Source organism: Microbacterium sp. GCM10027623 (genome assembly GCF_042666935.1).
Taxonomy (GTDB): Bacteria; Actinomycetota; Actinomycetes; order Actinomycetales; family Microbacteriaceae; genus Microbacterium.
On the sequence record NZ_JBHTHE010000003.1, the window covers coordinates 516,516 to 538,561 of the forward strand.

Consider the following 22,046-nt stretch of genomic DNA (forward strand, 5'->3'; position numbering starts at 1 on the left):
CCCGCCTCAGGCCAGACTGGCCTCGAGGGTGATCTCGATTCCGGCGAGAGCCTGTGAGACGGGGCAGCCGGTCTTGGCGCCTTCGGCGATCTCCTGGAACTTCTCCGGGGTGATGCCCGGGACCGTCGCATTGACGTTGAGGTGGCTGCCGGTGATGCCGGTGCCCGGTTTGAAGGTCACGGACGCCGACGCGTTGATGCGCTCCGGCGGAGTGCCGTTCTCGCTCAGCGCGTGTGCGAGGGCCATGCTGAAGCACGAGGCGTGCGCGGCGGCGATGAGCTCCTCGGGCGTGGTCGTCGTGTCGGATCCCTCGCTGCGCGCCTTCCAGTCGATGGGGAAGGTGCCGAGGTTCGATGACGAGAACGCGACCGTTCCCGAGCCCTCTGCCAAGGACCCGGTCCAGGTGGTTGCGGCTTCGCTGGTGACGGACATGTTTCCTCCTGAGATCGGCGGTCGTCGTCGCGGGGTCGCGTCGTCCCGTAAGCCTACCCAGGAGGGCGCTCGGACGGTACCGGTCCTCAGGCCGTGCGGCTGGTGCGCCCGAGCACGCCGGCACGCTGGAGAAGCAGATACAGCTGGCAGCCCAGGCAGAAGCCGAATGCGGCGTTGAGGAAGGCAGCGACGAAGGCCGCGGCGGTCGCGATCGGCAGAGCGAGCGGAACACCGACCAGGTGCAGCACCAGGCCCACCGTCACCACCAGCAGTCCCACGCCCTGCGCGAAGCGCGGAGGACGCGGGTCCTCCAGTTCGGTCGGCGGTGCGAGGCGCGGGCGCACGACGCGGCGGAACAGCGTGCTCCACGGGTGCGTGGTGGGGGAGAGGACTCCCCACAGGAACAGCAGCGCGACGACGAGAGCGAGCAGGAAGGCCGGGTCGATGACGCGCTGGCCGAAGGATGCTGCGGGAAGCGCCCAGCCGGAGCCGACGAACGTCGCGTTCGCGAGCGGCTGGTAGGCGAACCAGCCGAAGGTCGCCGACGCGCTCTGCGCCGCGATGCCGGTCAGTCCGAGGAATGTCGCCACCAGGAGCAGCACGGACGTGATCCACGCGCCGAAGCGCGGAGCGCGTGGGTCGATGCCGCGCGCGGGAGCGGAGTCGGTCATGATGCCTCCTGGAGTGCGGGGAGTTCGGACAGCGCGGACTCGATGTCGGCGCGGCGGGGCGCGCCGTTGAAGCGCGCGATCAGAGTGTCGTCCGTGCCGATCAGGAACGTCGTGGGGGTGCTGAGCACCCGGTGGCGTCGGGCGAGATCAGGTCGGTGGGTGAGATCGACGTCGATGTGGTCGACGTCGTCGTGGCCGGCGGCGACGCTCTGCAGCATCCGTCGCACCTGCGGGCAACGGGTGCACGTCTCGGTGCTGAACTGCACGAGCGAGACCCGGCCGGGCGTGACACCGAGGTCGGCCAGATCGACGGCCGAGGTCGAGCCGCCCCGGCGCCGACCGTCCGCGGCACGCCAGATGACTCCTGCGACGACGGCGATCAGCACCAATGCGCCCAGCGAGAGGAGCGCGGAGGTGAGGGGCATGTGTCCACGATAGGGGCGCAGGCCGGGGGAGAGGCCGATGTGACAGCGCATGACATTCCCTCCGTACGCTCCGCGCGCAGGTATCGTTGCTGGCATGAGCGCCGCCATCCCCACGCCCTATGAGGACCTGCTCCGCGATGTGCTCGAGAACGGCACGCACAAGGATGATCGCACCGGCACCGGCACGACCAGCGTCTTCGGTCGGCAGATCCGCTTCGACCTGGCCGAGAGCTTCCCGCTGATCACCACCAAGCGGGTGCATTTCAAGTCCATCGCCTACGAGCTGCTCTGGTTCCTGCGCGGCGACTCGAACGTGCGCTGGCTGCAGGAGCACGGTGTGAAGATCTGGGACGAATGGGCGGACGCCGACGGCGAGCTCGGCCCCGTGTACGGCGTGCAGTGGCGGTCATGGCCCACCCCGGACGGCGGCAGCATCGACCAGCTCTCGCAGGTGATCGAGCAGATCAGGGCGACCCCCGACTCCCGCCGGCTCATCGTGTCGGCCTGGAACCCGGCCGACATCCCCGACATGGCGCTGGCGCCCTGCCACGCGCTGTTCCAGTTCTACGTGGCGGACGGCAAGCTGTCGTGCCAGCTGTACCAGCGCAGCGCAGACCTGTTCCTCGGTGTGCCCTTCAACATCGCCTCCTACGCCCTGCTGACGCTCATGGTCGCTCAGCAGACCGGTCTCGAACCGGGGGAGTTCGTCTGGACCGGCGGAGACTGCCATGTCTACGACAATCACCAGGACCAGGTGCGCGAGCAGCTGACCCGTGAGCCGTTCCCGTATCCCACGCTGCGCATCACGCGCACCCCGCAGTCGATCCTCGACTACGACTACGAGGACTTCGAGGTCGTGGACTACCGGCACCACCCCGCGATCCGTGGGGCGGTCGCGGTATGAGCGCGGTCTCCTCCGCGATGCCGATGGTCGGTCTGATCTGGGCCGAAGCGGATGGCGGTGTGATCGGAGCGCAGGGCGGCATGCCCTGGCACGTGCCCGAGGATCTCGCGCACTTCAAGGAGATCACCCTGGGGCAGCCGGTGGTCATGGGGCGCCGCACCTGGGACTCACTGCCGGAGCGGTTCCGGCCGCTGCCCGGCCGGGAGAACATCGTCATCACCCGCCAGCAGGACTGGAGCGCCGAGGGCGTCCGCCGCGCCGCGAACCTCGCCGAGGCGGTGCGCGGTCTGGACCGGGTCTGGATCATCGGCGGCTCCGACATCTTCCGGCAGGTGATCGGCGAGGCCGACCGACTGGAGGTCACCGAGCTCGACCTGGCGGTCGACGGAGACGCGTTCGCGCCGTCCAGAGAGGGCTGGCGACTGGTCGATGAGGGGGAGTGGCAGACGTCCCGCACCGGCATCCGCTTCCGCTTCCTGGGCTACGAGCGCTGATGCCCACCGCACTGATCACGGGCGCCAGTGCCGGCCTCGGCGCCGAGTTCGCGCGTCAACTGGCCATGCGGGGCGCCGACCTGGTGCTCGTCGCTCGTGGCGCTGGCGCGCTGGAGGATCTCGCGGCCCGGCTGCGGGCTGCGCACGGTGTCGCGGTCGAGGTGATCGTCGCGGACCTGTCGCAGGAGGGCGACGTCGGGCGCGTCGCCGCACGACTCGCCCGGACCGGCGAACCGATCGACCTTCTCGTGAACAATGCCGGCTTCGGGCTGCCGCTGCACTTCGCCGACAACGACATCGACGATGAGGTGCGCCACCTCCGCGTGCACGTGGAGGCGTCGATGCGGCTCATGCATGCCGCGATCCGAGCCATGCGCGGCCGCGGCGGGCGGATCATCAACGTCGCCTCGGTCGCCGGATTCATCTCCCGCTCGACCTATTCCGCCTGCAAGGGCTGGCTGATCGGCTTCAGCCGTTGGGCGAACGCCGAGTACGCCCGCGACGGTGTCACCGTCACTGCGGTGTGCCCGGGGTTCACGCACACCACCTTCCATGCCCGCATGGGCCTCGCCCCCGGCGAGGAAGGCGTGCCGGGACTCATGTGGTTGGATGCCGAGGACGTCGTGCGGGAGGGCCTGCGGGATGCCGCACACGGCCGATCCGTGTCGATCCCGTCGCTGCGGTACAAGGTGATCGTCGCGGCCGCCAGGCTGCTGCCGAGCTCCCTGACCGCGGGCGTCGCGCGCCGCGGGCGGGTCTGAGCGACGAGGCCGGGCATCGGGCGCCGTCTCCGGCGCATGAATCCGGGGCCGACGCGATAACCTGAGTGCATGACCCACTCGGACAATCCCTTCGGACAGGTTCTCGTCGCGCTGGCCACCCCCATGACCGCCGACGGCGAAGTGGACTGGCCAGCGGTCGAGAAGCACATGGATCGCGTCATCGCCGACGGCGCCGACGGGATCGTGGTGACCGGCACCACCGGCGAGACATCCACTCTGACCGATGATGAGAAACTGCGACTGGTCGAGGTCGGCAAGGACGTCTCGGCGGGACGGGCGAAGATCATCACCGGCGGCGGTTCCAACGAGACCGCGCACGCCATCGAGCTCTACAAGGCCAGCGAGAAGGCCGGCGCCGACGGCATCATGATCGTCACGCCCTACTACAACAAGCCCACCCAGGCCGGCATCCTCACGCACTTCCGCCTCGTCGCCGACGCCACGGATCTGCCGGTCATCCTGTACGACATCCCGGGGCGCACGGGCGTGCCGATCAAGTACGAGACCATCCTGCGCCTGGCGAAGCACCCGAACATCCTCGCGGTGAAGGACGCCAAGGGCGACTTCTCCGAGGTCAGCCGCGTGCTCAACCAGACGGACCTGATGTACTTCTCCGGCGACGACGCGAACGTGCTGCCGCACCTGGCGATCGGGGCGACCGGACTGGTCGGCGTCACCGCGAACATCACCTCCGCGCCGTACCGGACCATGATCGACGCCGTGAACCGGGGCGATCTCAAGGCGGCCACCGCCGAGCACCAGCGACTGGAGCCGCTCGTGCGCGCGGTGATGACGCATATCCCGGGAACCGTCGCCGCGAAGTACATCCTGCACGGCCTCGGCCGGATCGGCAGCCCGCGTGTGCGCCTGCCCCTGGTCGGACCGGAGGAATGGGAGGCCGCGATCATCGAGGACGAGCTGTCGCTGGTCACCGGCGTCCCCGGAGCCGATTTCTCGAACTTCCGTCCCGACCGCAACGCCGCCGCCGGCGGCGCCCTGCCTAAGGTGCACGGCACCACACGCTGAGCGCGTCCACGCGCTGAACACATACGAACGGGCACGCGGTGCCCGACAGAGGAGACGTCCATGTCCACCCCCATCGCCGCTCCCGAACCACTCGCCCCGGGCACGCTCCGCGTGACTCCGATCGGTGGTCTCGGTGAGATCGGCCGCAACATGACCACGTTCGAGTACGACGGCAAGATCCTGATCGTCGACTGCGGCGTGCTCTTCCCCGAGGAGCACCAGCCGGGCGTCGACCTGATCCTGCCCGACTTCGAGCCGATCAAGGATCGTCTGGACGACATCGTGGGCGTGGTGCTCACGCACGGCCACGAGGACCACATCGGCGCCGTCCCGTACCTGCTCCGGCTCAAGGCCGACATCCCGCTGATCGGATCCGGCCTCACGCTGGCGCTGGTCGAGGCGAAGCTCAAGGAACACCGCATCAAGCCGTACACCCTCACCGTCCAGGAGGGGCAGGAGGAGCAGGTCGGCCCGTTCGATCTCGAGTTCATCGCGGTCAACCACTCCATTCCGGACGCGCTGGCCGTGGCGATCAGCACGCCGGCCGGTCTGGCGCTGGCGACCGGCGACTTCAAGATGGACCAGCTGCCGCTGGACGGACGCATCACCGATCTGAACACCTTCGCGCGTCTGGGAGACGAGGGTGTCGACCTGTTCCTCGTCGACTCCACCAATGCCGACGTGCCGGGATTCACGCCCACCGAGCGCTCGATCGGACCGGTGCTCGATCAGGTGATCGCCAAGGCGCCGCGCCGAGTGATCGTGGCCAGCTTCTCCAGCCACGTCCACCGGGTGCAGCAGGTGATCGACGCGGCGCACGCGAACGGCAGGCGCGTGGCGTTCCTCGGCCGCAGCATGGTGCGCAACATGACCATCGCCGAGCAGCTGGGCTACCTGCGGGTGCCGGACGGCGTGCTCATCGACTACAAGAAGGCGCGTGACCTGCCCGACGACCGGATCGTCTACATGTCGACGGGGTCGCAGGGCGAGCCGATGGCGGTGCTGAGCCGCATGGCGAACCTGGACCACGCGATCGAGCCGGGAGAGGGCGACACGGTCATCCTCGCGTCGAGTCTGATCCCGGGCAACGAGAACGCCGTCTACCGCGTGATCGACGGACTGACCAAGCTCGGCGCCAACGTCGTGCACAAGGCCAACGCGCGCGTGCACGTCTCCGGTCACGCCGCCGCGGGCGAGCTGCTCTACTGCTACAACATCCTCAAGCCCCGCAACGTGCTGCCCGTGCACGGCGAGTACCGGCACCTGACGGCCAACGCGAAACTCGCCCAGGACACCGGGATCGCCGAGGAGCGCACCTTCATCGCTTCCAACGGCACCGTCATCGATCTGCGCGACGGCGACGCCCGAGTGGCCGGGCAGCTCGACATCGGCTTCGTGTACGTCGACGGCTCGACCGTGGGCGGCATCACGGATGCGGATCTCAAGGACCGCCGCATCCTCGGCGAGGAGGGCTTCGTCTCGGTCATCATCGTCGTCGACTCCACGACGGGGCAGGTCGTGTCGGGCCCGGAGATCCACGCCCGCGGCGTGGCCGAGGACGATCGCGTGTTCGACGACGTCGTGCCCAAGATCGTCGCGGCGCTGAAAGAGGCGGCCGGCAACGGCGTGCGGGACAATCACGCGCTGTCGCAGATCGTCCGCCGGACCATCGGCCGCTGGGTCAACCAGAAGCTGCGTCGACGTCCGATGATCGTCCCGCTCGTCATCGAGGCGTAGCCGCCCCGCCGTCCCGTGCCGGATCCGGGCGCAGCAGCGCCCCGCCACCGGCTCGGGACCCGATCGCGGATCCCGGATCCGAGCGTGATCCCCCGGAAACCCGCGTCACTGCGCCCGGATGTCGGTCAGCGGCCGTACCGTGGAGGCATGGCCAGGAGCACCACCAAGTCCGAGCGCGCGTCCGCGGCGTCTTCGTCGCGCCCCCGGCGGCAGGCGTCTCCCCGGTCCGGCGGCAAGGCGGCGCCCGCACCGAAGCGCTACGTCGACGAGGCCGAGAAGCCGCCGCTGGGCGTGCGGATGTGGCTCGGCCTGGCCCACGGCGTCGGCGGACTGTTCCGCGCTTTCGGGCCGGAATCGCTCGAGAAGGAGCAGCGCCGCGACGGATTCCCCTTCCTGCTGGTGCTGCTCGCCTGCGCCGGCGCGGTCGTGGAGTGGTTCTTCATCGGCGAGCTGATCGCCCAGAACATCAGCGCGTACACGTGGGGTCTGCTCGTCGGGCGGGTCGCGTTCGTCCTTCCCGTGCTGCTGCTCCTCCTCGCCGGGTGGCTGTTCCGGCATCCGTCGTCCGTGAACGACAACGGGCGCATCGGGATCGGGTTCGGCTTCTTCGTGCTCGCTCTCGCCGGGATCTGCCATGTCGCCTCAGGGGCGGCCGACAAGTTCGGCGACCTCGCCCGTCCGCAGCCCAAGGACGGCATGCCCGCCCTGAGCGCCGCGGGAGGCCTGTTCGGCTGGATGCTGGGGGAGCCGCTGGCCTTCCTCACACCGATCGTGGCGTATGTCGTCCTGGCGGTGCTGGTGGTGCTCAGTGTGCTCATCCTCACCAAGACGCCGCCGAACCGCATCGGCGAGCGCCTCGGCGACCTGTATGCGTGGATGTTCGGCGCCGAGCGCCCGCTGCGCCCCGCGGCGACCGACGAAGCTCCGCAGGATGCCGAGCAGGACGACGCCCTGCCATGGTGGCGGCGCAACAAGACCGGTCGCGAGGAGGACCCCGACGACGACGTCGACTCGCAGGCGATCACGGCGCTGCTCGAGGAGCCGAGCAAGAAGGCCGCCTACGACCAGGCCGTCATCGTGGAGGACTCCGCGCAGGACGCCGCCACCGAGGTGCTGACCGACATCAGCGCGCTCGCGGACGTGCTCGGCGAGCAGAACGCGACGGCGCTGCTCGATGACGACGGTTCCACCGGCGAGCTGCCTGGTCTCGACGGCTTCGGCACGTCGGGTCCGGGCGCGAACGCCCTGCAGGCGCCCGCCGCACCGTACGTGCTGCCGTCGCCCGGCGTGCTGAAGGCCGGTCCGCCTCCGGTGACGCGCTCGGACGCGACGGATCGCACCATCGCCCAGATCACCAGCGTGCTCGAGCAGTTCAAGGTGGATGCCAAGGTCACCGGCTTCTCGCGCGGCCCGACGGTCACCCAGTACGAGATCGAGGTGGGCCTCGGAGTCAAGGTCGAGAAGATCCTGCAGCTCAGCAACAACTTCTCGTATGCCGTCGCCTCCAACGACGTGCGCATCCTCTCACCGATCCCCGGCAAGAGCGCGATCGGCATCGAGATCCCGAACGTCGACAAGGAGACGGTCGCCCTGGGCGATGTGCTGCGCTCGGCCGCGGCGCAGAAGAGCACGCACCCGATGACCATCGGCGTCGGCAAGGACGTCGGCGGGAACATCGTCGTCGCCAACCTCGCGAAGATGCCCCACCTGCTGGTCGCCGGATCCACGGGGTCCGGAAAGTCCAGCTTCGTGAACTCGATGATCACCAGCCTGCTCATGCGGGCGCGCCCCGCCGACGTGCGCATGGTGCTCATCGACCCGAAGCGCGTGGAACTGACCAGTTACGCCGGCGTGCCGCATCTCATCACGCCGATCATCACGAACCCGAAGAAGGCTGCCGAGGCACTGCAGTGGGTCGTGAAGGAGATGGACATGCGGTACGACGACCTCGCGTCGTTCGGCTTCCGTCACATCGACGACTTCAACCGTGCCGTGCGGGCCGGTGAGGTCGAGCTGCCTGCGGGCAGCGAGCGGGTGCTCAAGCCGTATCCGTATCTGCTCGTCGTCGTCGACGAGCTCGCCGACCTGATGATGGTCGCGCCGCGCGACGTCGAGGATTCGATCGTGCGCATCACGCAGCTGGCTCGCGCCTCCGGCATCCACCTGGTGCTGGCGACCCAGCGTCCCAGTGTCGACGTCGTGACCGGATTGATCAAGGCCAACGTGCCTTCGCGGCTGGCGTTCGCCGTCACCAGCGTCACCGACAGCCGAGTCATCCTCGATGCGCCGGGCGCCGACAAGCTGATCGGGCAGGGTGACGCCCTGTTCTCGCCGATGGGTTCGTCCAAGCCGTTCCGCCTGCAGGGCGCGTGGGTCGACGAGAGCGAGATCGCGGAGGTCGTGAAGCACGTCACGCAGCAGGCCCGCCCCGAGTACCGGCCCGATGTCCAGGAGTCGGCCGAGGCGAAGCGCAAGGAGGTCGACGCGGACATCGGCGACGACCTCGAGTTGCTGCTCGCCGCAGCCGAGCTGATCGTCTCGTCGCAGTTCGGGTCGACGTCGATGCTGCAGCGCAAGCTGCGCGTGGGGTTCGCCAAGGCCGGTCGTCTGATGGACCTGCTCGAATCGCGCGAGATCGTCGGACCCTCCGAGGGGTCCAAGGCGCGCGACGTGCTGGTGACCAACGAGCAGCTGCCCGGCGTGCTCGCCAAGCTCCGCGGCGACGACGTGCCCGCGGCGGCCCCCGTGGCATCCGCACCTGCTGCGGCGCCCGCCGAGCACGACATGTACTCGCAGGACCCGATCGAGCAGCAGTTCGAGGGGATGCCCGTGGTGGAGAGCGACGACGACGGCGATGAGGACGCCTGGGGCCTGACGGGCCGCGACTGATGAGCATCCCCCGTCAGCTGCCCAACGCGATCACGATCGCCCGCATCCCGCTCGCGGTCGTCTTCTTCGTCCTTCTGCTCCTGGCCGGAACGTTCGGCGCGGACGACCTGGCGCTGCGGTGGGTGGCCGGCGTGCTCTTCGTCGTGGGCATCTCCACCGACTGGGTGGACGGCTACCTGGCCCGGCGCTACGACATCGTCAGCGACTTCGGCAAGCTGTGGGACCCGATCGCCGACAAACTCCTCACCGGAGCGGGATTCCTCGGACTCGCGATCCTCGGCGAGGTGCCGTGGTGGATCGTCATCATCATCCTCATCCGCGAGTGGGGGATCACGATCCACCGGTTCACGATCGTGCACGAGCACGTCGTCGCCGCCGCATGGATGGGCAAGATCAAGACCGTGGTGCAGGGTGTCGCACTCGGGTGGGCGCTGCTGCCGCTGCACGTGCTGATCGGCCAGCCGGCGTGGACGGTCGTCACGCTGGTGCTGATGCTTCTCGCTCTGCTGCTCACGGTCGCCAGCGGCGTCGACTACGTCGTCGCGCAGTCCCGCGGCAGGCGAAGCGCGCCGTGACCACGGCGGCACAGCTTGTCTCGGCGCTGCGCGAGCGCGGCTGGACCCTGGGTGTGGCCGAATCGCTGACTGGGGGAGCCGTCGCCTCCGAGATCGTCACGGTGCCCGGCGCTTCCGCCGTGCTGTGGGGTGCGGTCGTGGCGTACGCGACGCCGGTCAAGCACACTCTGCTCGGCGTGGACGCCGCTCTGCTCGCCGCTCACGGCCCGGTGCACCCCGACGTCGCAATCCAGATGGCGGACGGCGTGCGTCGCGCCGTCGCCGTCGGCGGACGTCCTGCTGACGTGGGCGTGTCCACCACGGGCATCGCCGGGCCGGTATCGCCCGACGGTCAGCCGGTGGGTACCGTCCACATCGGCGTGGCCACACCACTCGGAGCGCGGTCGCGGGTCTTCGTGTTCGAGGGCTCGCGCGATGAGATCCGCACCCGGGCGCGCGACGCCGCCATCCTGCTCGCGCTCGAGGCGGTCCGGGAATAGCCCGCGCAGCGGCAAGGTTGACAATGATGTGCTCAAGATTCGACACACCAGAACGACCACGATGAGAACTTTCACAACAGAAGCACAGCGCGAAACAGTAGGTTCGGTGCCAAGCGAACGGGTTAGACTGGCTGTCCGCTCGGATGCGGATCCGAGTGAGGCGACGGAGAGGAGGTTCCGATGATCCTTGTACGACAGGAGATCGGCGATGTCCTACGGGACTTCCGCCTGCAGAGGGGTCGGACCCTCCGTCAGGTCGCGAGCAGGGCGTCCGTCGCGCTCGGCTACCTCAGCGAGGTGGAGCGCGGCCAGAAGGAGGCGTCGAGCGAGATCCTCGCCTCGGTGGCCGACGCCCTCGACGTCCCCATCTCGACGATCATGCGCGAGGTCGGCGACCGCATCTCGGTCATCGAGGGCCTGAGCGGTTTCCCGGACGTGGTCCCCGACGACCTGGTCGCGTCCGTCGAGCCCGAGCTGTCTCTGCACTGAGCGGCCTCCCACACGCATGAGACGCAGTGAGTTCCTGCGCGCCGTCGAAGACGAGTTCGGGGCGAGAGCCACCTCGCTGACGCATGACCTGGTGCTGACCGGACTCGGTACGACGGCCGCGGAGGCACTCGATGCCGGCGTGGCGCCGCGCGACATCTGGCTGGCGCTGTGCGAGGAGGCGGACGTGCCCGCCGAGCGACGCTACGGGGTGGGACGGCTGGAGCCGCGCAAGCACTGATCGAATATGCGCCGAAGATCGTCGGCGTGTCGTCGAAGATGTGTTCGATGAGCGCGTATCGTTCTGCACAAGTGGTCTCAGCGCGACTGTCATCCACAATCGGTGGCCCCGCCGACGCAATGTCGGTGGCACCTCCTAGCGTGAATGTCGTGGCACTGAGCCATGCGCCTTGTCGGAGAGCGACCCCAGTCGGGGTGGCCGCGACAGCCTACAGGCGGCAGCACACGAGCAGAAGGAGCACGTCATGCCATCACCCTCGGACCGCGAGAAGGCACTGGAATCCGCCCTCGCCCAGATCGACCGCCAGTTCGGAAAGGGCTCGGTCATGCGGCTGGGCAGCGACGAGCGTGCACCGGTCGAGGTCATCCCCACCGGCTCCATCGCTCTCGACGTCGCTCTCGGCGTCGGTGGACTGCCGCGTGGACGCATCGTCGAGATCTACGGACCGGAATCCTCCGGTAAGACGACGCTCACCCTGCATGCCATCGCCAACGCGCAGCGCGCGGGTGGCATCGCCGCCTTCGTCGACGCAGAGCACGCGCTCGATCCGGACTACGCGGCCAAGCTCGGCGTCGACATCGACGCGCTGCTCGTCTCCCAGCCCGACACGGGGGAGCAGGCTCTCGAGATCGCCGACATGCTCGTGCGCTCCGGCTCCATCGACCTGATCGTCATCGACTCCGTCGCGGCTCTCGTGCCGCGCGCCGAGATCGAGGGCGAGATGGGCGACTCGCACGTCGGACTCCAGGCGCGCCTCATGTCGCAGGCGCTGCGCAAGCTCACCGGTGGTCTGAACCAGACCAACACCACGATGATCTTCATCAACCAGCTGCGCGAGAAGATCGGCGTGTTCTTCGGATCGCCCGAGACGACCGCCGGTGGAAAGGCGCTGAAGTTCTACGCGTCCGTCCGACTGGACATCCGCCGCATCGAGACGCTGAAGGACGGCACCGACGCGGTCGGCAACCGCACGCGCGTCAAGGTCGTCAAGAACAAGATGGCGCCGCCGTTCAAGCAGGCGGAGTTCGACATCCTCTACGGCGTCGGAATCTCCCGTGAGGGCAGCCTGATCGACTTCGGCGTCGAACACGGGATCGTGAAGAAGTCCGGCTCCTGGTACACGTATGACGGCGACCAGCTCGGCCAGGGCAAGGAGAACGCCCGCAACTTCCTGATCAAGAACGACGACATCGCGCTCGCGATCGAGACCCAGATCAAGCAGAAGCTGGGCATCGGGATGAAGGCGGGCGACGAAGCGCCCGCCGACCAGCTCGCCGAGCGCCGCCCGGCCTGATCATGTCCGACCTGAACGGGGGCGAGGAGCACCTCGCCCCCGTCATCCCCCTCTTCGGCGGACGCCCGTCCGGCAAGCAGGCGACCGAGCACACCGACGTCCCGCGCCGGACCGGTCCTGATGGGCTCTGGCGCTCCGCGCTGGCCGACGGGCCGATGCGCTTCGGACCGGTCGCGGACCCGGACGCCACGCCGACGAGCGTGCCGGCATCCGCCGACGTCGAGGAGACTCGGCGGCAGGCCGAAGAGGTGCTCGTGCGCAAGCTGCGCGCCAAGCAGCTGTCGGTCTCCGAAGCCCGCACGGTCCTGCGCTCGCAGGACATCGACCGCGACACGATCGAGCAGATCATCGATGAGTTCCTCCATCGCGGGTATCTGGATGACCGCACGCTCGCCTCGCTGCTGGTGACGGCCGGCGTCGAACGCAAGGGGCAGGGGAGGGTGGCGCTCTCCCGTTCCCTCGCGCAGCGGGGGATCCCGCGCGACGTCGTCGACGAGGCGCTCGCCGAGCTGCCCGACGACGACGAGGAGCGTGCGCTGGAGTACGCCCGCAGCAAGGCGCGTTCCCTGAGCCGGCTCGATCCGGATGCGGCGCTGCGACGGCTCGTCGGCCAGCTCGCCCGGCGCGGGTACGGCGGATCATCCGCGATGAACGCCGCACGCACGGCGCTGCGCGAAGCGGGGAGCGGTCGCCCAAGCGGTCGATCCGGTGTGCATTTCGTGGAATCCGACTGACCCACGGGTGCAGCTGTTCCCCCGGCCGGGCGAGCGCGCACGGCGGATGCCGAGCGTTCCTCGACGCTGGATCGTAGAATGGCTGGATCATGTCTCTTCTCTCCTCCGAACCGACGATCATCGCGCCCTCTCTGGCCGCGGTCGACGCCGACGGGCGCCGACGCTCCTACGAGGTGCGCACCTTCGGCTGCCAGATGAATGTGCACGACTCCGAACGCCTCTCCGGCTCCCTCGAGAGTGCGGGCTATGTCCGCGCGGATGCCGGCGAGGACGCCGACATCGTCATCATCAACACCTGCGCGGTGCGAGACAACGCCGCGGGCAAGCTGTACGGCACGCTCGGTCACCTGAAGTCCCGGAAGGACAAGCACGCGGGCATGCAGATCGCCGTCGGCGGCTGCCTGGCGCAGATGGACCAGCAGGCCGTGCTCGACAAGGCGCCCTGGGTCGATGTGGTCTTCGGCACGCACAACATGGGGTCCCTCCCGGGCCTGCTCGAGCGGGCGCGGCACAACGGTGAGGCCGAGCTGGAGATCCTCGAGGCGCTCGAGGTCTTCCCGTCGACTCTGCCCACCAAGCGCGACTCCGCGCACAGCGGCTGGGTGTCGATCTCGGTCGGCTGCAACAACACGTGCACCTTCTGCATCGTGCCCAGCCTGCGCGGCAAGGAGAAGGACCGTCGTCCAGGCGACATCCTCAGCGAGATCCGCCTGCTGGTCGAGGACGGCGCGATCGAGGTCACCCTGCTCGGCCAGAACGTGAACTCCTACGGTGTGGAGTTCGGCGACCGTCAGGCCTTCGGAAAGCTGCTGCGCGCGGCCGGCGAGATCGACGGACTCGAGCGGATCCGCTTCACCAGCCCGCACCCCGCCGCGTTCACGGACGACGTCATCGACGCCATGGCCGAGACGCCGAACGTCATGCCGCAGCTGCACATGCCGCTGCAGTCCGGCAGCGACCGCATCCTCAAGGCCATGCGCCGCTCCTATCGCAGCTCCCGCTATCTCGGCATCCTGGAGCGTGTGCGCGAGCGGATTCCGCACGCCGCGATCACCACCGACATCATCGTCGGATTCCCCGGGGAGACCGAGGAGGACTTCCAGGAGACCATGCGCGTCGTGGAGCAGGCTCGTTTCTCCAGCGCGTTCACCTTCCAGTACTCGATCCGCGAGGGCACTCCGGCGGCGACCATGGCCGATCAGATCCCCAAGGAGATCGTCCAGGAGCGCTACGACCGCCTGATCGCGCTGCAGGAGCGCATCTCGCTCGAGGAGAACCAGAAGCAGGTCGGCCGCGAGGTCGAGGTTCTCGTCTCGGTCGGCGAGGGCAAGAAGGATGCCGAGACGCATCGCCTGACCGGCCGCGCCGAGGACAACCGGCTGGTGCACTTCGAGGTGACCCCGGGATCGGAGCTGCCGCGCCCCGGCGACGCGGTGACGGTGAGGATCACGCACGGCGCACCCTTCCACCTGCTCGCCGACGACCCGACCGGCGCGCCGCTGCGCATCCGCCGCACCCGCGGGGGAGACGCGTGGGATCGCGCGCAGGCCGCGAGCTGCGCAGTCCCGGCGCCCTCCGGTGCGGCTGGTGCGCCGCGCGCGGTGTCGCTGGGTCTGCCGACCTTGCGCGCCGGGGTGTGAGCGCAGTCATCGCTTCGCGTTCGCTCGCAGATCCGCGCAACTCCGCAGGGCTGCAGCGGAACGCCTGCGGGGCTGCGCAGATCTGCGAAGTTGTGCACACCCCCGAGCTGGGCGTGGCATGAGCGAGCGGGTGTGGGCGGTCGTGGGAGCGACCGGCACGGGCAAGAGTGAGCTCGCCCTGAACGTCGCCGAGCGGCTGCGTGATCGCGGCAACCCTGCCGAGATCGTCAATGCGGATGCCATGCAGTTGTACCGCGGCATGGACATCGGCACGGCCAAGCTGCCCGTCGATGAGCGGCGCGACATCCCGCACCATCTGTTCGATGTCCGCGAGGTCACGCAGGAAGCGGCCGTCGCCTGGTATCAACCGCTGGCGCGCGCCGCCGTGCAGAAGATCCATGCGCGCGGCGCGGACGCGATCCTCGTCGGCGGGTCCGGTCTGTACGTCTCCAGCGTGGTCTTCGACTTCCGGTTCCCGCCGCGCGATGCCGAAGTCCGCGCGAGGCTGGAGGCGGATCTCGAGTCCCTGGGTGCGGGCGCGCTCTTCGAACGGCTCCGCGACAGGGATCTGGCCACCGCCGAGCGGATCGATCCGAAGAACGGCCGTCGCATCGTGCGCGCGCTGGAGGTCCTCGAACAGGGCGGTGCGACGCACGGCGCCGCCCTGCCCGAGGTCCCCGAGCCGTGGCATCCGAACACGCGCATCCTCGGTCTGCACGTCGACCGTGCGGCGCTGGTCCAGCGGCTGGACCAGCGCACCGAGCGGATGTGGCGGGAGGGGATGCTGGATGAGGTCAGGCAGCTGCGGGATGCGGGCATCGAGCGCGGCGTGACCGCATCGCGGGCGATCGGCTACGCGCAGGCCCTCGCCCAGCTGCGCGGCGAGCGGACCGAACAGGAGGCCATCGCCGAGACGCAGGCTCTCACCCGACGGTACGCGCGCCGGCAGGTGTCGTGGTTCAAACGCTACCCCGGGATCGAATGGTTCGAGCCCGACGCCGAGCCGATCACGCGACTTCTGGAAGAGCTCTGACTCCCTTGTCGATGTCGGTGGTCCTCGGCACCATGGAGTGATGGTCACCCACTACTACACCGCCTCGAGCCTGGACGGGTTCATCGCCACAGCCGACCACTCCCTGGGCTGGCTGCTCAGACAGGACATCGACGACGACGGCCCGATGGCGTACCCCGGCTTCCAGGCACGGCTGGGTGCCATCGCGATGGGCGCGCACACCTACGAGTGGATCATGGAACATGACGCCGACGGCTGGAGCTACACGCTGCCGACCTGGGTGTTCTCGCACCGTGATCTCGAACTCCCGCGGGGCGCAGATATTCGACTGACGCAGGATGACGTCCGCACCGTGCACGCCGACATGACCGCCGCGGCCGGCGGCAAGGACCTCTGGATCGTCGGCGGGGGAGAGCTCGTCGGCCGCTTCGCCGATGCGGGGCTGATCGATGAGGTCTGGGTGCAGTACGCGCCGGTCACGCTGGGTTCCGGCGCGCCGGTGCTCCCGCGGGCACTGGACCTCCAGCTGCTCGATGCAGCGCGCAATCAGAGCTTCCTGTGCGGGCGGTATCGCGTGCTCGGCCCGCTGGAGGACGCCTGACCCGCGACCCGTAGACTTGCCGCATGGTCGCATTCACCAAGGGGCACGGCACCGGCAACGACTTCGTCATCATCGAGGACGTCGACGGAGCGCTCGATCTGACACCGAGCCGCGTGCAGGCTCTCTGCGACCGCAACTTCGGCGTGGGCGCCGACGGCGTGCTGCGCGTCGTCCGCTCGACGGCGATCCCCGAGGGGGCGGCGGCGCTGGCGGAGGAGCCGACCGCGGAATGGTTCATGGACTATCGCAACGCAGACGGGTCCGTCTCCGAGATGTGCGGCAACGGCATCCGGGTGTTCGTGCACTACCTGCTGCGCTCCTCGTTGGCGACGCTGGAGCCGGGCTCCACCCTTCCGATCGGCACTCGCGCGGGTGTGCGCGATGTGATGCGCAGCGAGAACGGCTACCAAGTCGACCTGGGTCGCTGGCGTCTGGCGGGAGGGGAGCCGCTCGCGCGTGCTGCGGGTCTCTCGGTGGCACGGCCCGGCCTGGGCATCGACGTCGGCAATCCTCATGTCGTGGTGGCGCTGGCCTCGGATGAGGAGCTCGCCGGCCTCGACCTGAACCCCACGCCGATCCTGGACCCCGCGCCCGCAGCCGGCGCCAATGTCGAGTTCGTCGTGCCGGGGGAGCCGCTGATGCGCGACGGGGTGGGACAGCTGCGCATGCGCGTGCACGAGCGGGGCTCGGGCGAGACGCTGAGCTGCGGAACGGGCGCGGTCGCCTCCGCTCTGGCCGTCCGGCACTGGGCCGGCGCGCGTGCTCCGCACCTGTGGCGCGTCGAGGTCCCGGGCGGCACCCTCGGAGTGCGCATGTTCCCCGCCGAGGACGGCGAGCATGTGGCTCTGTCGGGACCCGCGCAGCTCGTCTACCGAGGCGAGATCGACCTGGTCTGAACTCCACGGCGGAGGTCGGCGCGGTCGGCGTCAGCCTGCGAGTGCGATCGGCGTCAGCCCGCGAGTGCGATCGGCTTGGTGGGCGGGTCACCGTGACGGCGCACCTTCAGCACCCGGTAGCCCTTTCCCGTGGCGGCACGGTGCACGCTGAATCCGGGTGTGAAGGTCGACGCCATCCAGCGCTGCAGCGAGTCGGAGCCCAGGTTGCGCTGCACGACCAGCCAGGCGTCGCTGCGCTGGTCCAGCCGAGGGATCCAGTGCTCGAGCATTCCGTGCAGCTCGTTCTTGCCCACGCGGATGGGCGGGTTGGAGCGGATCGTGCGGAACGAGACCTCGTCGGGAACATCTTCGGGCCTGACGGCGTTCACATTGGTGAGGCCGAGAGCCTCGGCGTTGCGGCGAGTCAGATCGAGGGCGCGCTCGTTGACGTCCACGGCCCACACGGTCGCGTGGGGGGCGGAGAGAGCCATGGTGAGTGTGATGGGGCCCCAGCCGCATCCGAGGTCGAGGAAGTCGCCCCCGGGAGGCAGCGGAGGCATGTTGGCGAACAGCACGGCCGTCCCCGTATCCAGTCGGTCGGGACTGAAGATCCCACCGGCGGTGGTGAGTTCCAGATCCTGACCCGCGAGGGTGACACGGAGGGTGCGCAGGTTCTCTGCACTTGCCGGGGCCGCGCTGAAATAGTGGTCGGACGGCATGCAGTGAGCGTACCGGACGACGGGGCTAAGGTTAAGGCGCCCTGAGCATATGACGTCGAAGAAAAGGACCGGATGACGAAGACGCACGACGACAGCACCACATCGCAAGCGCTGGACCGCGTGCTCGCGCGCGCAGAGTCGCGCACCGAGGCGAGGGTGTTCGGCGCCGCTCAGGCTCTGCAGAGCGATTCCACCGCTGTGCACGGCGCGAACGACGGTGATCAGTGGGATCTGGACGACCGGCATGCGCTGCGGCGCGTGGGAGGTCTCTCCACAGAACTCCAGGACGTCACGGAGGTCGAATACCGGCAGCTGCGGCTGGAGAACGTCGTCCTCGTGGGTGTGTACCCGCAGGGGGCCCAGGAGGATGCCGAGAACTCACTGCGCGAACTGGCCGCACTCGCCGAGACGGCCGGAGCGGCCGTGCTCGACGGCCTGCTGCAGCGCCGGCCTCACCCGGATCCCGCAACCTACCTCGGCCGGGGCAAGGCCCAGGAACTGAAGGACATCGTCGCCGCGGTCGGTGCGGACACCGTGATCGCCGACACCGAACTGGCCTCCAGCCAGCGCCGCGCGCTCGAGGACGTGGTGAAGGTCAAGGTGATCGACCGCACGACGGTGATCCTCGACATCTTCAGCCAGCACGCCAAGAGCCGCGAAGGCAAGGCGCAGGTGGAGCTCGCGCAGCTCGAGTACCTCCTGCCGCGCCTGCGCGGCTGGGGTGAGTCCATGAGCCGCCAGGCCGGTGGACAGGTCGGCGCCGGCGGCGCGGGAATGGGCTCGCGCGGCCCCGGTGAGACGAAGATCGAGCTCGATCGCCGTCGCATCCGCACTCGGATGGCGCTGCTGCGCCGTCAGATCCGCGACTTCGCTCCGGCCCGCGACGCCAAGCGCGCCGAGCGCAAGCGCAACACCATTCCCTCGGTGGCGATCGCCGGGTACACGAACGCGGGCAAGTCGAGTCTGCTGAACGCGCTGACCAGTGCCGGCGTGCTGGTCGAGAACGCCCTGTTCGCGACCCTGGATGCCACCGTGCGGCGCGCCGAGTCCGCCGACGGACGCGTGTACACGCTCACCGACACCGTCGGCTTCGTCCGCAACCTTCCGCACCAGCTGGTGGAGGCGTTCCGCTCCACGCTGGAAGAGGTCGCGGAGGCCGATGTCATCGTGCACGTCGTCGACGGCTCGCATCCGGATCCCTCCGCGCAGCTGCAGACCGTCCGCGACGTGATGGGCGACGTCGGCGCACGCGGCATTCCGGAGATCATCGTCTTCAACAAGGCCGACCTGGTGGATGAGGACGAGAGGCTCGTGCTGCGCGGGCTCGCGCCCGACGCGCACTTCGTCTCCTCACGAACGGGTGAGGGGATCGACGGACTTCGGGCCACGATCGAGCGCATGCTGCCGATGCCCGCCGTCGAGGTCCACGCGCTCGTGCCGTACGACCGTGGCGAGCTGGTGTCCGCGGTGCACGAGACGGGTGTCCTGATCTCGGCGGAGCACGAAGAGGGCGGCACGCGGGTGCACGCGCACGTCTCCGAGAGGTTGGCCGCCGAACTCGCGCCCTACACCGTCGGCTGACCGGGGTCGTCGACGGGGTGCTGCCCGGCCGGCTGCGCTCGGTCTGCAGATCGACTCAGTTGGCCGCGAAGCGACCCTCAACGGTGGCCGAGACGGTGATCTCCTCTCCTTGCAGCTCGAAACCGCCGGAGGCCTCCATGTCGAATGCGGCGCCGGCCCGCATGGCCGCCTTGGCCTGCACCGGCATGCCGCCCTCCGAGATGAGACCGCGATCGGCGATCTCGAGCGGCATGACGTTGTGCAGCCCGAGCGCCTCGGCGTAGGCGCGGGCCCGTGCGACGGCGACACCGACGGCCTGAGCGGCGACCTCCCGCTCCACCTCCGCCTCCGTCTGCGGTGTGAGATGCCAGTCGATGTAGCCGACCGAGACGCCGTCCTCGCCCGAGATCTCGGCCACCCACTCGGACATCGCCGAGATGTCGCAGAACGTCGCGGTGAATTCGACGCTGGCGCGGTGCAGCGGTGCGAGCTGTCGGCCTTCGCTGTTCCACGGACGGTCGCTGAAGACGCCCATGCGCTCACTGGACCACTCCACGACACTGCCCGCGGCCTTCTGCGTCTCGAGGCGCTCGCGCGTCGGGCCCACGGCCGCAAGGGTTCTCTCCACGACCTGTGCGCGGTCGGCGCCGTCGAAGGAGACGGTCAGATGCACGGTGGCGCGTTCAGGGGCGATGCGCAGCTCGTGCTCGCCGCGGACGGTGATGATGACGTCGCTCATGAGGGAGACTGTACGTCACACCGCCGCCGTGTCGGCGCCGGAATAGCATGCACCGCGGATCCGTTGTAGTCTGTGATGCTCGGGCGCGAAGGCGCCCGGTTGGTAATTCCACAGTGTGACAGCGGCTCCTTCGCAAGAAGGTCCACGGGGCTGATCGGTTTCGACGGCGCCTGTGTATCGACGAGAAGCGGGCCGAGGATGCAGGGTTATCTCGTGAACGCTCCCTGCAAAACAATAGTTGCCGAAACAAAGCGCAACGACTTCGCCCTCGCTGCATAAGCGAGCCCGATAGTCCGTCAGACCGTATGTGATCCCGATACGGACCCTGGCGTCATCTAGGGATCTTGCTGCAGGACGGCGTCTGGACGTCATGCGGGACTCTTCCCAGGCTGGGCTCGTCGACTTAGGTGTCTGTGACAAAGGTCGGAGCCGAGCAGAACGCTTTCACAGACTGCGCCCGGAGAAGACGTGGATGAGCAGCGTCGGACGGGGGTTCGATTCCCCCCAGCTCCACCAAGCCGTTGTCACCGAGGAAGCCCCTCGATCCCTGGCAAACACCGGGATCGAGGGGCTTCTTTGCGTCTTCCCCAGCCGATGCCCTGCGCGTTCGGCCGGTCATGGCCTCTCGACGACACCTCCGCTGTGGATCAGTCGGACCTCGATGCCGTTCGCGCCGTGGATGGACGGGTCGGTCGACGCGAGCGCGAGGGCCTCGTCCCAGTCCCGCGCTTCCAGGATGTACACGCCCGCGACGACCTGCTCCGCATCCACGAACGGGCCGTCGCTCACTCCGCCGGCGCGAACCGAACGCGCCATGTCGCGCGGCGTGAACGCGTAAGCCGCGCGCATCGCCCCGGATTTCGTCATCGCGTCCGCGTGCCCGTCGGGCACTGCGAGGTCTTCCTTCGTCGCATCCGGCGCGTGGGCGGAGTCATCGGTGTAGATGAGGATGGCGAACTGGGGCATGCGAGTCTCCTGGACAGCTCGGTGAGGTGAGATGAGGTCCTGCGGCGACGGCAGCCGCTGTCACGGTGATGGCGACTCGCCTCCTGTGCCCCCCTGCGGAGGCAGGCCGTCGTCGTGTGCACGAAGTCCGCGCAGCACGACGGTGAGGATCTCCTCGGCGAGCAGCTCCGGATCGACGGGACCGTCGGGCCGGTACCACTCGACGACCGAGTTGATCATCCCGAAGATCAGTCGCGTCGCGACGCCGGCATCCAGGTCGGTCCGCACCAGACCCTCGGACTGCGCTTCCCGTACCAGCTGCGTGACCGTGTGATCGAAGCTCCGTCGGCGCGCGAGCGCGGCGGTCTCGATCGCGCTGTTGCCGCGCAGGCGCAGCAGCAGCGTGACCTGCGGCTGCCGCTCGGTGAGCACGCGCACCGCGCCGTGGATGATCCCGGTCAGCCGCTCGGACGCGGTCGGGCGACTCAGAGCGTCGGTCAGCGCCTGCTCGAGCCCGCCCAGCGCGTCCTCCAGTGCCACCTGGAGGATCTGCTCCTTCGAGTCGACGTGGTGGTACAGCGCTGACTTGGTGAGGCCGAGCCGTCCGGTCAGATCCGATACCGAGGTGGCCTCGTAGCCCTGCTCGTTGAAGAGCTGCACGCCGGCGCGGATGACGTCCGCTCGGTCATGTCCGGGGCGTCCGCGCCGCGCGGGCCCGGCGACGTTCGGCATCCTCGGCATGCCTTCAATCTAGCGGCGCGGTGTCGATGACCGCGTCAACGCCGC

General features: G+C 68.9%; 24 protein-coding genes and 1 other RNA gene. 18 read left to right on the top strand and 7 right to left on the bottom strand.

Annotated elements, in window-relative coordinates; translation table 11 throughout:
* Positions 1–6: 6 nt before the first annotated feature.
* The 3 genes from ACFQY2_RS14860 to ACFQY2_RS14870 form a co-directional block, all read right to left on the bottom strand.
* A complete protein-coding gene (locus ACFQY2_RS14860) occupies positions 7–432 on the bottom strand; it encodes an OsmC family peroxiredoxin (protein ID WP_378746712.1) in 426 nt (141 codons plus the stop codon).
* Between the two features lie 86 nt (positions 433–518).
* The gene (locus ACFQY2_RS14865) at positions 519–1,103 is read right to left on the bottom strand and encodes a DUF4395 domain-containing protein (RefSeq protein WP_378746714.1); all 585 of its coding nucleotides are present in this window, start codon (positions 1,101–1,103) and stop codon (positions 519–521) included.
* Positions 1,100–1,528, bottom strand: coding sequence for a TlpA family protein disulfide reductase (locus ACFQY2_RS14870; protein ID WP_378746715.1), 429 nt, complete (start codon positions 1,526–1,528; stop codon positions 1,100–1,102). Before ACFQY2_RS14870 ends, ACFQY2_RS14865 begins: the two co-directional genes overlap by 4 nt.
* Before the next feature lie 94 nt (positions 1,529–1,622).
* Between ACFQY2_RS14870 and ACFQY2_RS14875 the strand changes: the two genes are divergently transcribed.
* The 16 genes from ACFQY2_RS14875 to dapF all read left to right on the top strand — a co-directional run bounded on the left by ACFQY2_RS14875 (position 1,623) and on the right by dapF (position 17,318).
* The gene (locus ACFQY2_RS14875; protein WP_378746716.1) at positions 1,623–2,432 is read left to right on the top strand and encodes a thymidylate synthase; all 810 of its coding nucleotides are present in this window, start codon (positions 1,623–1,625) and stop codon (positions 2,430–2,432) included.
* A gap of 17 nt (positions 2,433–2,449) precedes the next feature.
* A complete protein-coding gene (locus ACFQY2_RS14880) occupies positions 2,450–2,926 on the top strand; it encodes a dihydrofolate reductase (protein ID WP_378746810.1) in 477 nt (158 codons plus the stop codon).
* The gene (locus ACFQY2_RS14885) at positions 2,926–3,687 is read left to right on the top strand and encodes an SDR family NAD(P)-dependent oxidoreductase (protein ID WP_378746718.1); all 762 of its coding nucleotides are present in this window, start codon (positions 2,926–2,928) and stop codon (positions 3,685–3,687) included. Before ACFQY2_RS14880 ends, ACFQY2_RS14885 begins: the two co-directional genes overlap by 1 nt.
* Before the next feature lie 69 nt (positions 3,688–3,756).
* On the top strand, positions 3,757–4,734 hold the full coding sequence (gene dapA / locus ACFQY2_RS14890; RefSeq protein ID WP_378746719.1) for a 4-hydroxy-tetrahydrodipicolinate synthase: 978 nt from the start codon (positions 3,757–3,759) through the stop codon (positions 4,732–4,734).
* A 60-nt stretch (positions 4,735–4,794) separates the two neighbouring features.
* A complete protein-coding gene (locus tag ACFQY2_RS14895) occupies positions 4,795–6,471 on the top strand; it encodes a ribonuclease J (RefSeq protein ID WP_378746720.1) in 1,677 nt (558 codons plus the stop codon).
* 147 nt (positions 6,472–6,618) lie between these two features.
* The gene (locus ACFQY2_RS14900; protein WP_378746722.1) at positions 6,619–9,360 is read left to right on the top strand and encodes a DNA translocase FtsK; all 2,742 of its coding nucleotides are present in this window, start codon (positions 6,619–6,621) and stop codon (positions 9,358–9,360) included.
* Complete coding sequence (gene pgsA, locus ACFQY2_RS14905) at positions 9,360–9,935, top strand: CDP-diacylglycerol--glycerol-3-phosphate 3-phosphatidyltransferase (RefSeq protein WP_378746723.1); 576 nt, start codon at positions 9,360–9,362, stop codon at positions 9,933–9,935. Before ACFQY2_RS14900 ends, pgsA begins: the two co-directional genes overlap by 1 nt.
* On the top strand, positions 9,932–10,414 hold the full coding sequence (locus ACFQY2_RS14910) for a CinA family protein (protein WP_378746724.1): 483 nt from the start codon (positions 9,932–9,934) through the stop codon (positions 10,412–10,414). The genes pgsA and ACFQY2_RS14910 overlap by 4 nt, the downstream gene beginning before the upstream one ends.
* Positions 10,415–10,594: 180 nt before the next feature.
* Positions 10,595–10,903, top strand: a complete 309-nt coding sequence (locus ACFQY2_RS14915; protein ID WP_378746725.1) for a helix-turn-helix domain-containing protein — start codon at positions 10,595–10,597, stop codon at positions 10,901–10,903.
* 16 nt (positions 10,904–10,919) lie between these two features.
* A complete protein-coding gene (locus tag ACFQY2_RS14920) occupies positions 10,920–11,141 on the top strand; it encodes a DUF3046 domain-containing protein (RefSeq protein WP_378746726.1) in 222 nt (73 codons plus the stop codon).
* A 244-nt stretch (positions 11,142–11,385) separates the two neighbouring features.
* Complete coding sequence (gene recA, locus ACFQY2_RS14925) at positions 11,386–12,435, top strand: recombinase RecA (RefSeq protein WP_378746727.1); 1,050 nt, start codon at positions 11,386–11,388, stop codon at positions 12,433–12,435.
* 2 nt (positions 12,436–12,437) lie between these two features.
* Positions 12,438–13,169, top strand: a complete 732-nt coding sequence (locus tag ACFQY2_RS14930) for a regulatory protein RecX (RefSeq protein ID WP_378746728.1) — start codon at positions 12,438–12,440, stop codon at positions 13,167–13,169.
* A gap of 89 nt (positions 13,170–13,258) precedes the next feature.
* Complete coding sequence (gene miaB / locus ACFQY2_RS14935) at positions 13,259–14,809, top strand: tRNA (N6-isopentenyl adenosine(37)-C2)-methylthiotransferase MiaB (protein ID WP_378746730.1); 1,551 nt, start codon at positions 13,259–13,261, stop codon at positions 14,807–14,809.
* Between the two features lie 118 nt (positions 14,810–14,927).
* Entirely contained in the window at positions 14,928–15,842 is a 915-nt protein-coding gene (gene miaA / locus ACFQY2_RS14940) for a tRNA (adenosine(37)-N6)-dimethylallyltransferase MiaA (protein WP_378746731.1), read from the top strand.
* 40 nt (positions 15,843–15,882) lie between these two features.
* Complete coding sequence (locus ACFQY2_RS14945; protein WP_378746732.1) at positions 15,883–16,422, top strand: dihydrofolate reductase family protein; 540 nt, start codon at positions 15,883–15,885, stop codon at positions 16,420–16,422.
* A gap of 23 nt (positions 16,423–16,445) precedes the next feature.
* A complete protein-coding gene (gene dapF / locus ACFQY2_RS14950; RefSeq protein WP_378746733.1) occupies positions 16,446–17,318 on the top strand; it encodes a diaminopimelate epimerase in 873 nt (290 codons plus the stop codon).
* A gap of 53 nt (positions 17,319–17,371) precedes the next feature.
* On the opposite strand, the gene ACFQY2_RS14955 is transcribed toward dapF, so the two are convergent.
* On the bottom strand, positions 17,372–18,016 hold the full coding sequence (locus ACFQY2_RS14955; RefSeq protein ID WP_378746734.1) for a class I SAM-dependent methyltransferase: 645 nt from the start codon (positions 18,014–18,016) through the stop codon (positions 17,372–17,374).
* Between the two features lie 72 nt (positions 18,017–18,088).
* Here ACFQY2_RS14955 and hflX point away from each other — a divergent pair, with 72 nt between their 5' ends.
* Positions 18,089–19,597 carry a GTPase HflX gene (gene hflX, locus ACFQY2_RS14960; protein WP_378746735.1) on the top strand — a complete coding sequence of 503 codons (1,509 nt, stop codon included), beginning with the start codon at positions 18,089–18,091 and terminating at the stop codon, positions 19,595–19,597.
* A 55-nt stretch (positions 19,598–19,652) separates the two neighbouring features.
* Here hflX and ACFQY2_RS14965 read toward each other — a convergent pair whose 3' ends face one another.
* Entirely contained in the window at positions 19,653–20,315 is a 663-nt protein-coding gene (locus ACFQY2_RS14965; RefSeq protein WP_378746736.1) for an SIMPL domain-containing protein, read from the bottom strand.
* Positions 20,316–20,461: 146 nt separating this feature from the next.
* Between ACFQY2_RS14965 and ssrA the strand changes: the two genes are divergently transcribed.
* Positions 20,462–20,831: a transfer-messenger RNA gene (ssrA, locus tag ACFQY2_RS14970) on the top strand.
* A 99-nt stretch (positions 20,832–20,930) separates the two neighbouring features.
* Here the strand turns inward: ssrA and ACFQY2_RS14975 are convergent.
* Positions 20,931–21,281, bottom strand: a complete 351-nt coding sequence (locus ACFQY2_RS14975; RefSeq protein WP_378746738.1) for a YciI family protein — start codon at positions 21,279–21,281, stop codon at positions 20,931–20,933.
* A gap of 60 nt (positions 21,282–21,341) precedes the next feature.
* A complete protein-coding gene (locus tag ACFQY2_RS14980) occupies positions 21,342–22,001 on the bottom strand; it encodes a TetR/AcrR family transcriptional regulator (RefSeq protein ID WP_378746739.1) in 660 nt (219 codons plus the stop codon).
* Positions 22,002–22,046 lie beyond the last annotated feature (45 nt).

What these genes read in the sequence shown, in the direction of transcription:
- ACFQY2_RS14860 (WP_378746712.1), bottom strand. Translation starts at nt 432, where the DNA reads ATGTCCGTCACCAGCGAAGCCGCAACCACCTGGACCGGGTCCTTGGCA.
- ACFQY2_RS14865 (WP_378746714.1), bottom strand. Translation starts at nt 1,103, where the DNA reads ATGACCGACTCCGCTCCCGCGCGCGGCATCGACCCACGCGCTCCGCGC.
- ACFQY2_RS14870 (WP_378746715.1), bottom strand. Translation starts at nt 1,528, where the DNA reads ATGCCCCTCACCTCCGCGCTCCTCTCGCTGGGCGCATTGGTGCTGATC.
- ACFQY2_RS14875 (WP_378746716.1), top strand. Translation starts at nt 1,623, where the DNA reads ATGAGCGCCGCCATCCCCACGCCCTATGAGGACCTGCTCCGCGATGTG.
- ACFQY2_RS14880 (WP_378746810.1), top strand. Translation starts at nt 2,450, where the DNA reads ATGCCGATGGTCGGTCTGATCTGGGCCGAAGCGGATGGCGGTGTGATC.
- ACFQY2_RS14885 (WP_378746718.1), top strand. Translation starts at nt 2,926, where the DNA reads ATGCCCACCGCACTGATCACGGGCGCCAGTGCCGGCCTCGGCGCCGAG.
- dapA (WP_378746719.1), top strand. Translation starts at nt 3,757, where the DNA reads ATGACCCACTCGGACAATCCCTTCGGACAGGTTCTCGTCGCGCTGGCC.
- ACFQY2_RS14895 (WP_378746720.1), top strand. Translation starts at nt 4,795, where the DNA reads ATGTCCACCCCCATCGCCGCTCCCGAACCACTCGCCCCGGGCACGCTC.
- ACFQY2_RS14900 (WP_378746722.1), top strand. Translation starts at nt 6,619, where the DNA reads ATGGCCAGGAGCACCACCAAGTCCGAGCGCGCGTCCGCGGCGTCTTCG.
- pgsA (WP_378746723.1), top strand. Translation starts at nt 9,360, where the DNA reads ATGAGCATCCCCCGTCAGCTGCCCAACGCGATCACGATCGCCCGCATC.
- ACFQY2_RS14915 (WP_378746725.1), top strand. Translation starts at nt 10,595, where the DNA reads ATGATCCTTGTACGACAGGAGATCGGCGATGTCCTACGGGACTTCCGC.
- ACFQY2_RS14920 (WP_378746726.1), top strand. Translation starts at nt 10,920, where the DNA reads ATGAGACGCAGTGAGTTCCTGCGCGCCGTCGAAGACGAGTTCGGGGCG.
- recA (WP_378746727.1), top strand. Translation starts at nt 11,386, where the DNA reads ATGCCATCACCCTCGGACCGCGAGAAGGCACTGGAATCCGCCCTCGCC.
- ACFQY2_RS14930 (WP_378746728.1), top strand. Translation starts at nt 12,438, where the DNA reads ATGTCCGACCTGAACGGGGGCGAGGAGCACCTCGCCCCCGTCATCCCC.
- miaB (WP_378746730.1), top strand. Translation starts at nt 13,259, where the DNA reads ATGTCTCTTCTCTCCTCCGAACCGACGATCATCGCGCCCTCTCTGGCC.
- miaA (WP_378746731.1), top strand. Translation starts at nt 14,928, where the DNA reads ATGAGCGAGCGGGTGTGGGCGGTCGTGGGAGCGACCGGCACGGGCAAG.
- ACFQY2_RS14945 (WP_378746732.1), top strand. Translation starts at nt 15,883, where the DNA reads ATGGTCACCCACTACTACACCGCCTCGAGCCTGGACGGGTTCATCGCC.
- dapF (WP_378746733.1), top strand. Translation starts at nt 16,446, where the DNA reads ATGGTCGCATTCACCAAGGGGCACGGCACCGGCAACGACTTCGTCATC.
- ACFQY2_RS14955 (WP_378746734.1), bottom strand. Translation starts at nt 18,016, where the DNA reads ATGCCGTCCGACCACTATTTCAGCGCGGCCCCGGCAAGTGCAGAGAAC.
- hflX (WP_378746735.1), top strand. Translation starts at nt 18,089, where the DNA reads ATGACGAAGACGCACGACGACAGCACCACATCGCAAGCGCTGGACCGC.
- ACFQY2_RS14965 (WP_378746736.1), bottom strand. Translation starts at nt 20,315, where the DNA reads ATGAGCGACGTCATCATCACCGTCCGCGGCGAGCACGAGCTGCGCATC.
- ACFQY2_RS14975 (WP_378746738.1), bottom strand. Translation starts at nt 21,281, where the DNA reads ATGCCCCAGTTCGCCATCCTCATCTACACCGATGACTCCGCCCACGCG.
- ACFQY2_RS14980 (WP_378746739.1), bottom strand. Translation starts at nt 22,001, where the DNA reads ATGCCGAGGATGCCGAACGTCGCCGGGCCCGCGCGGCGCGGACGCCCC.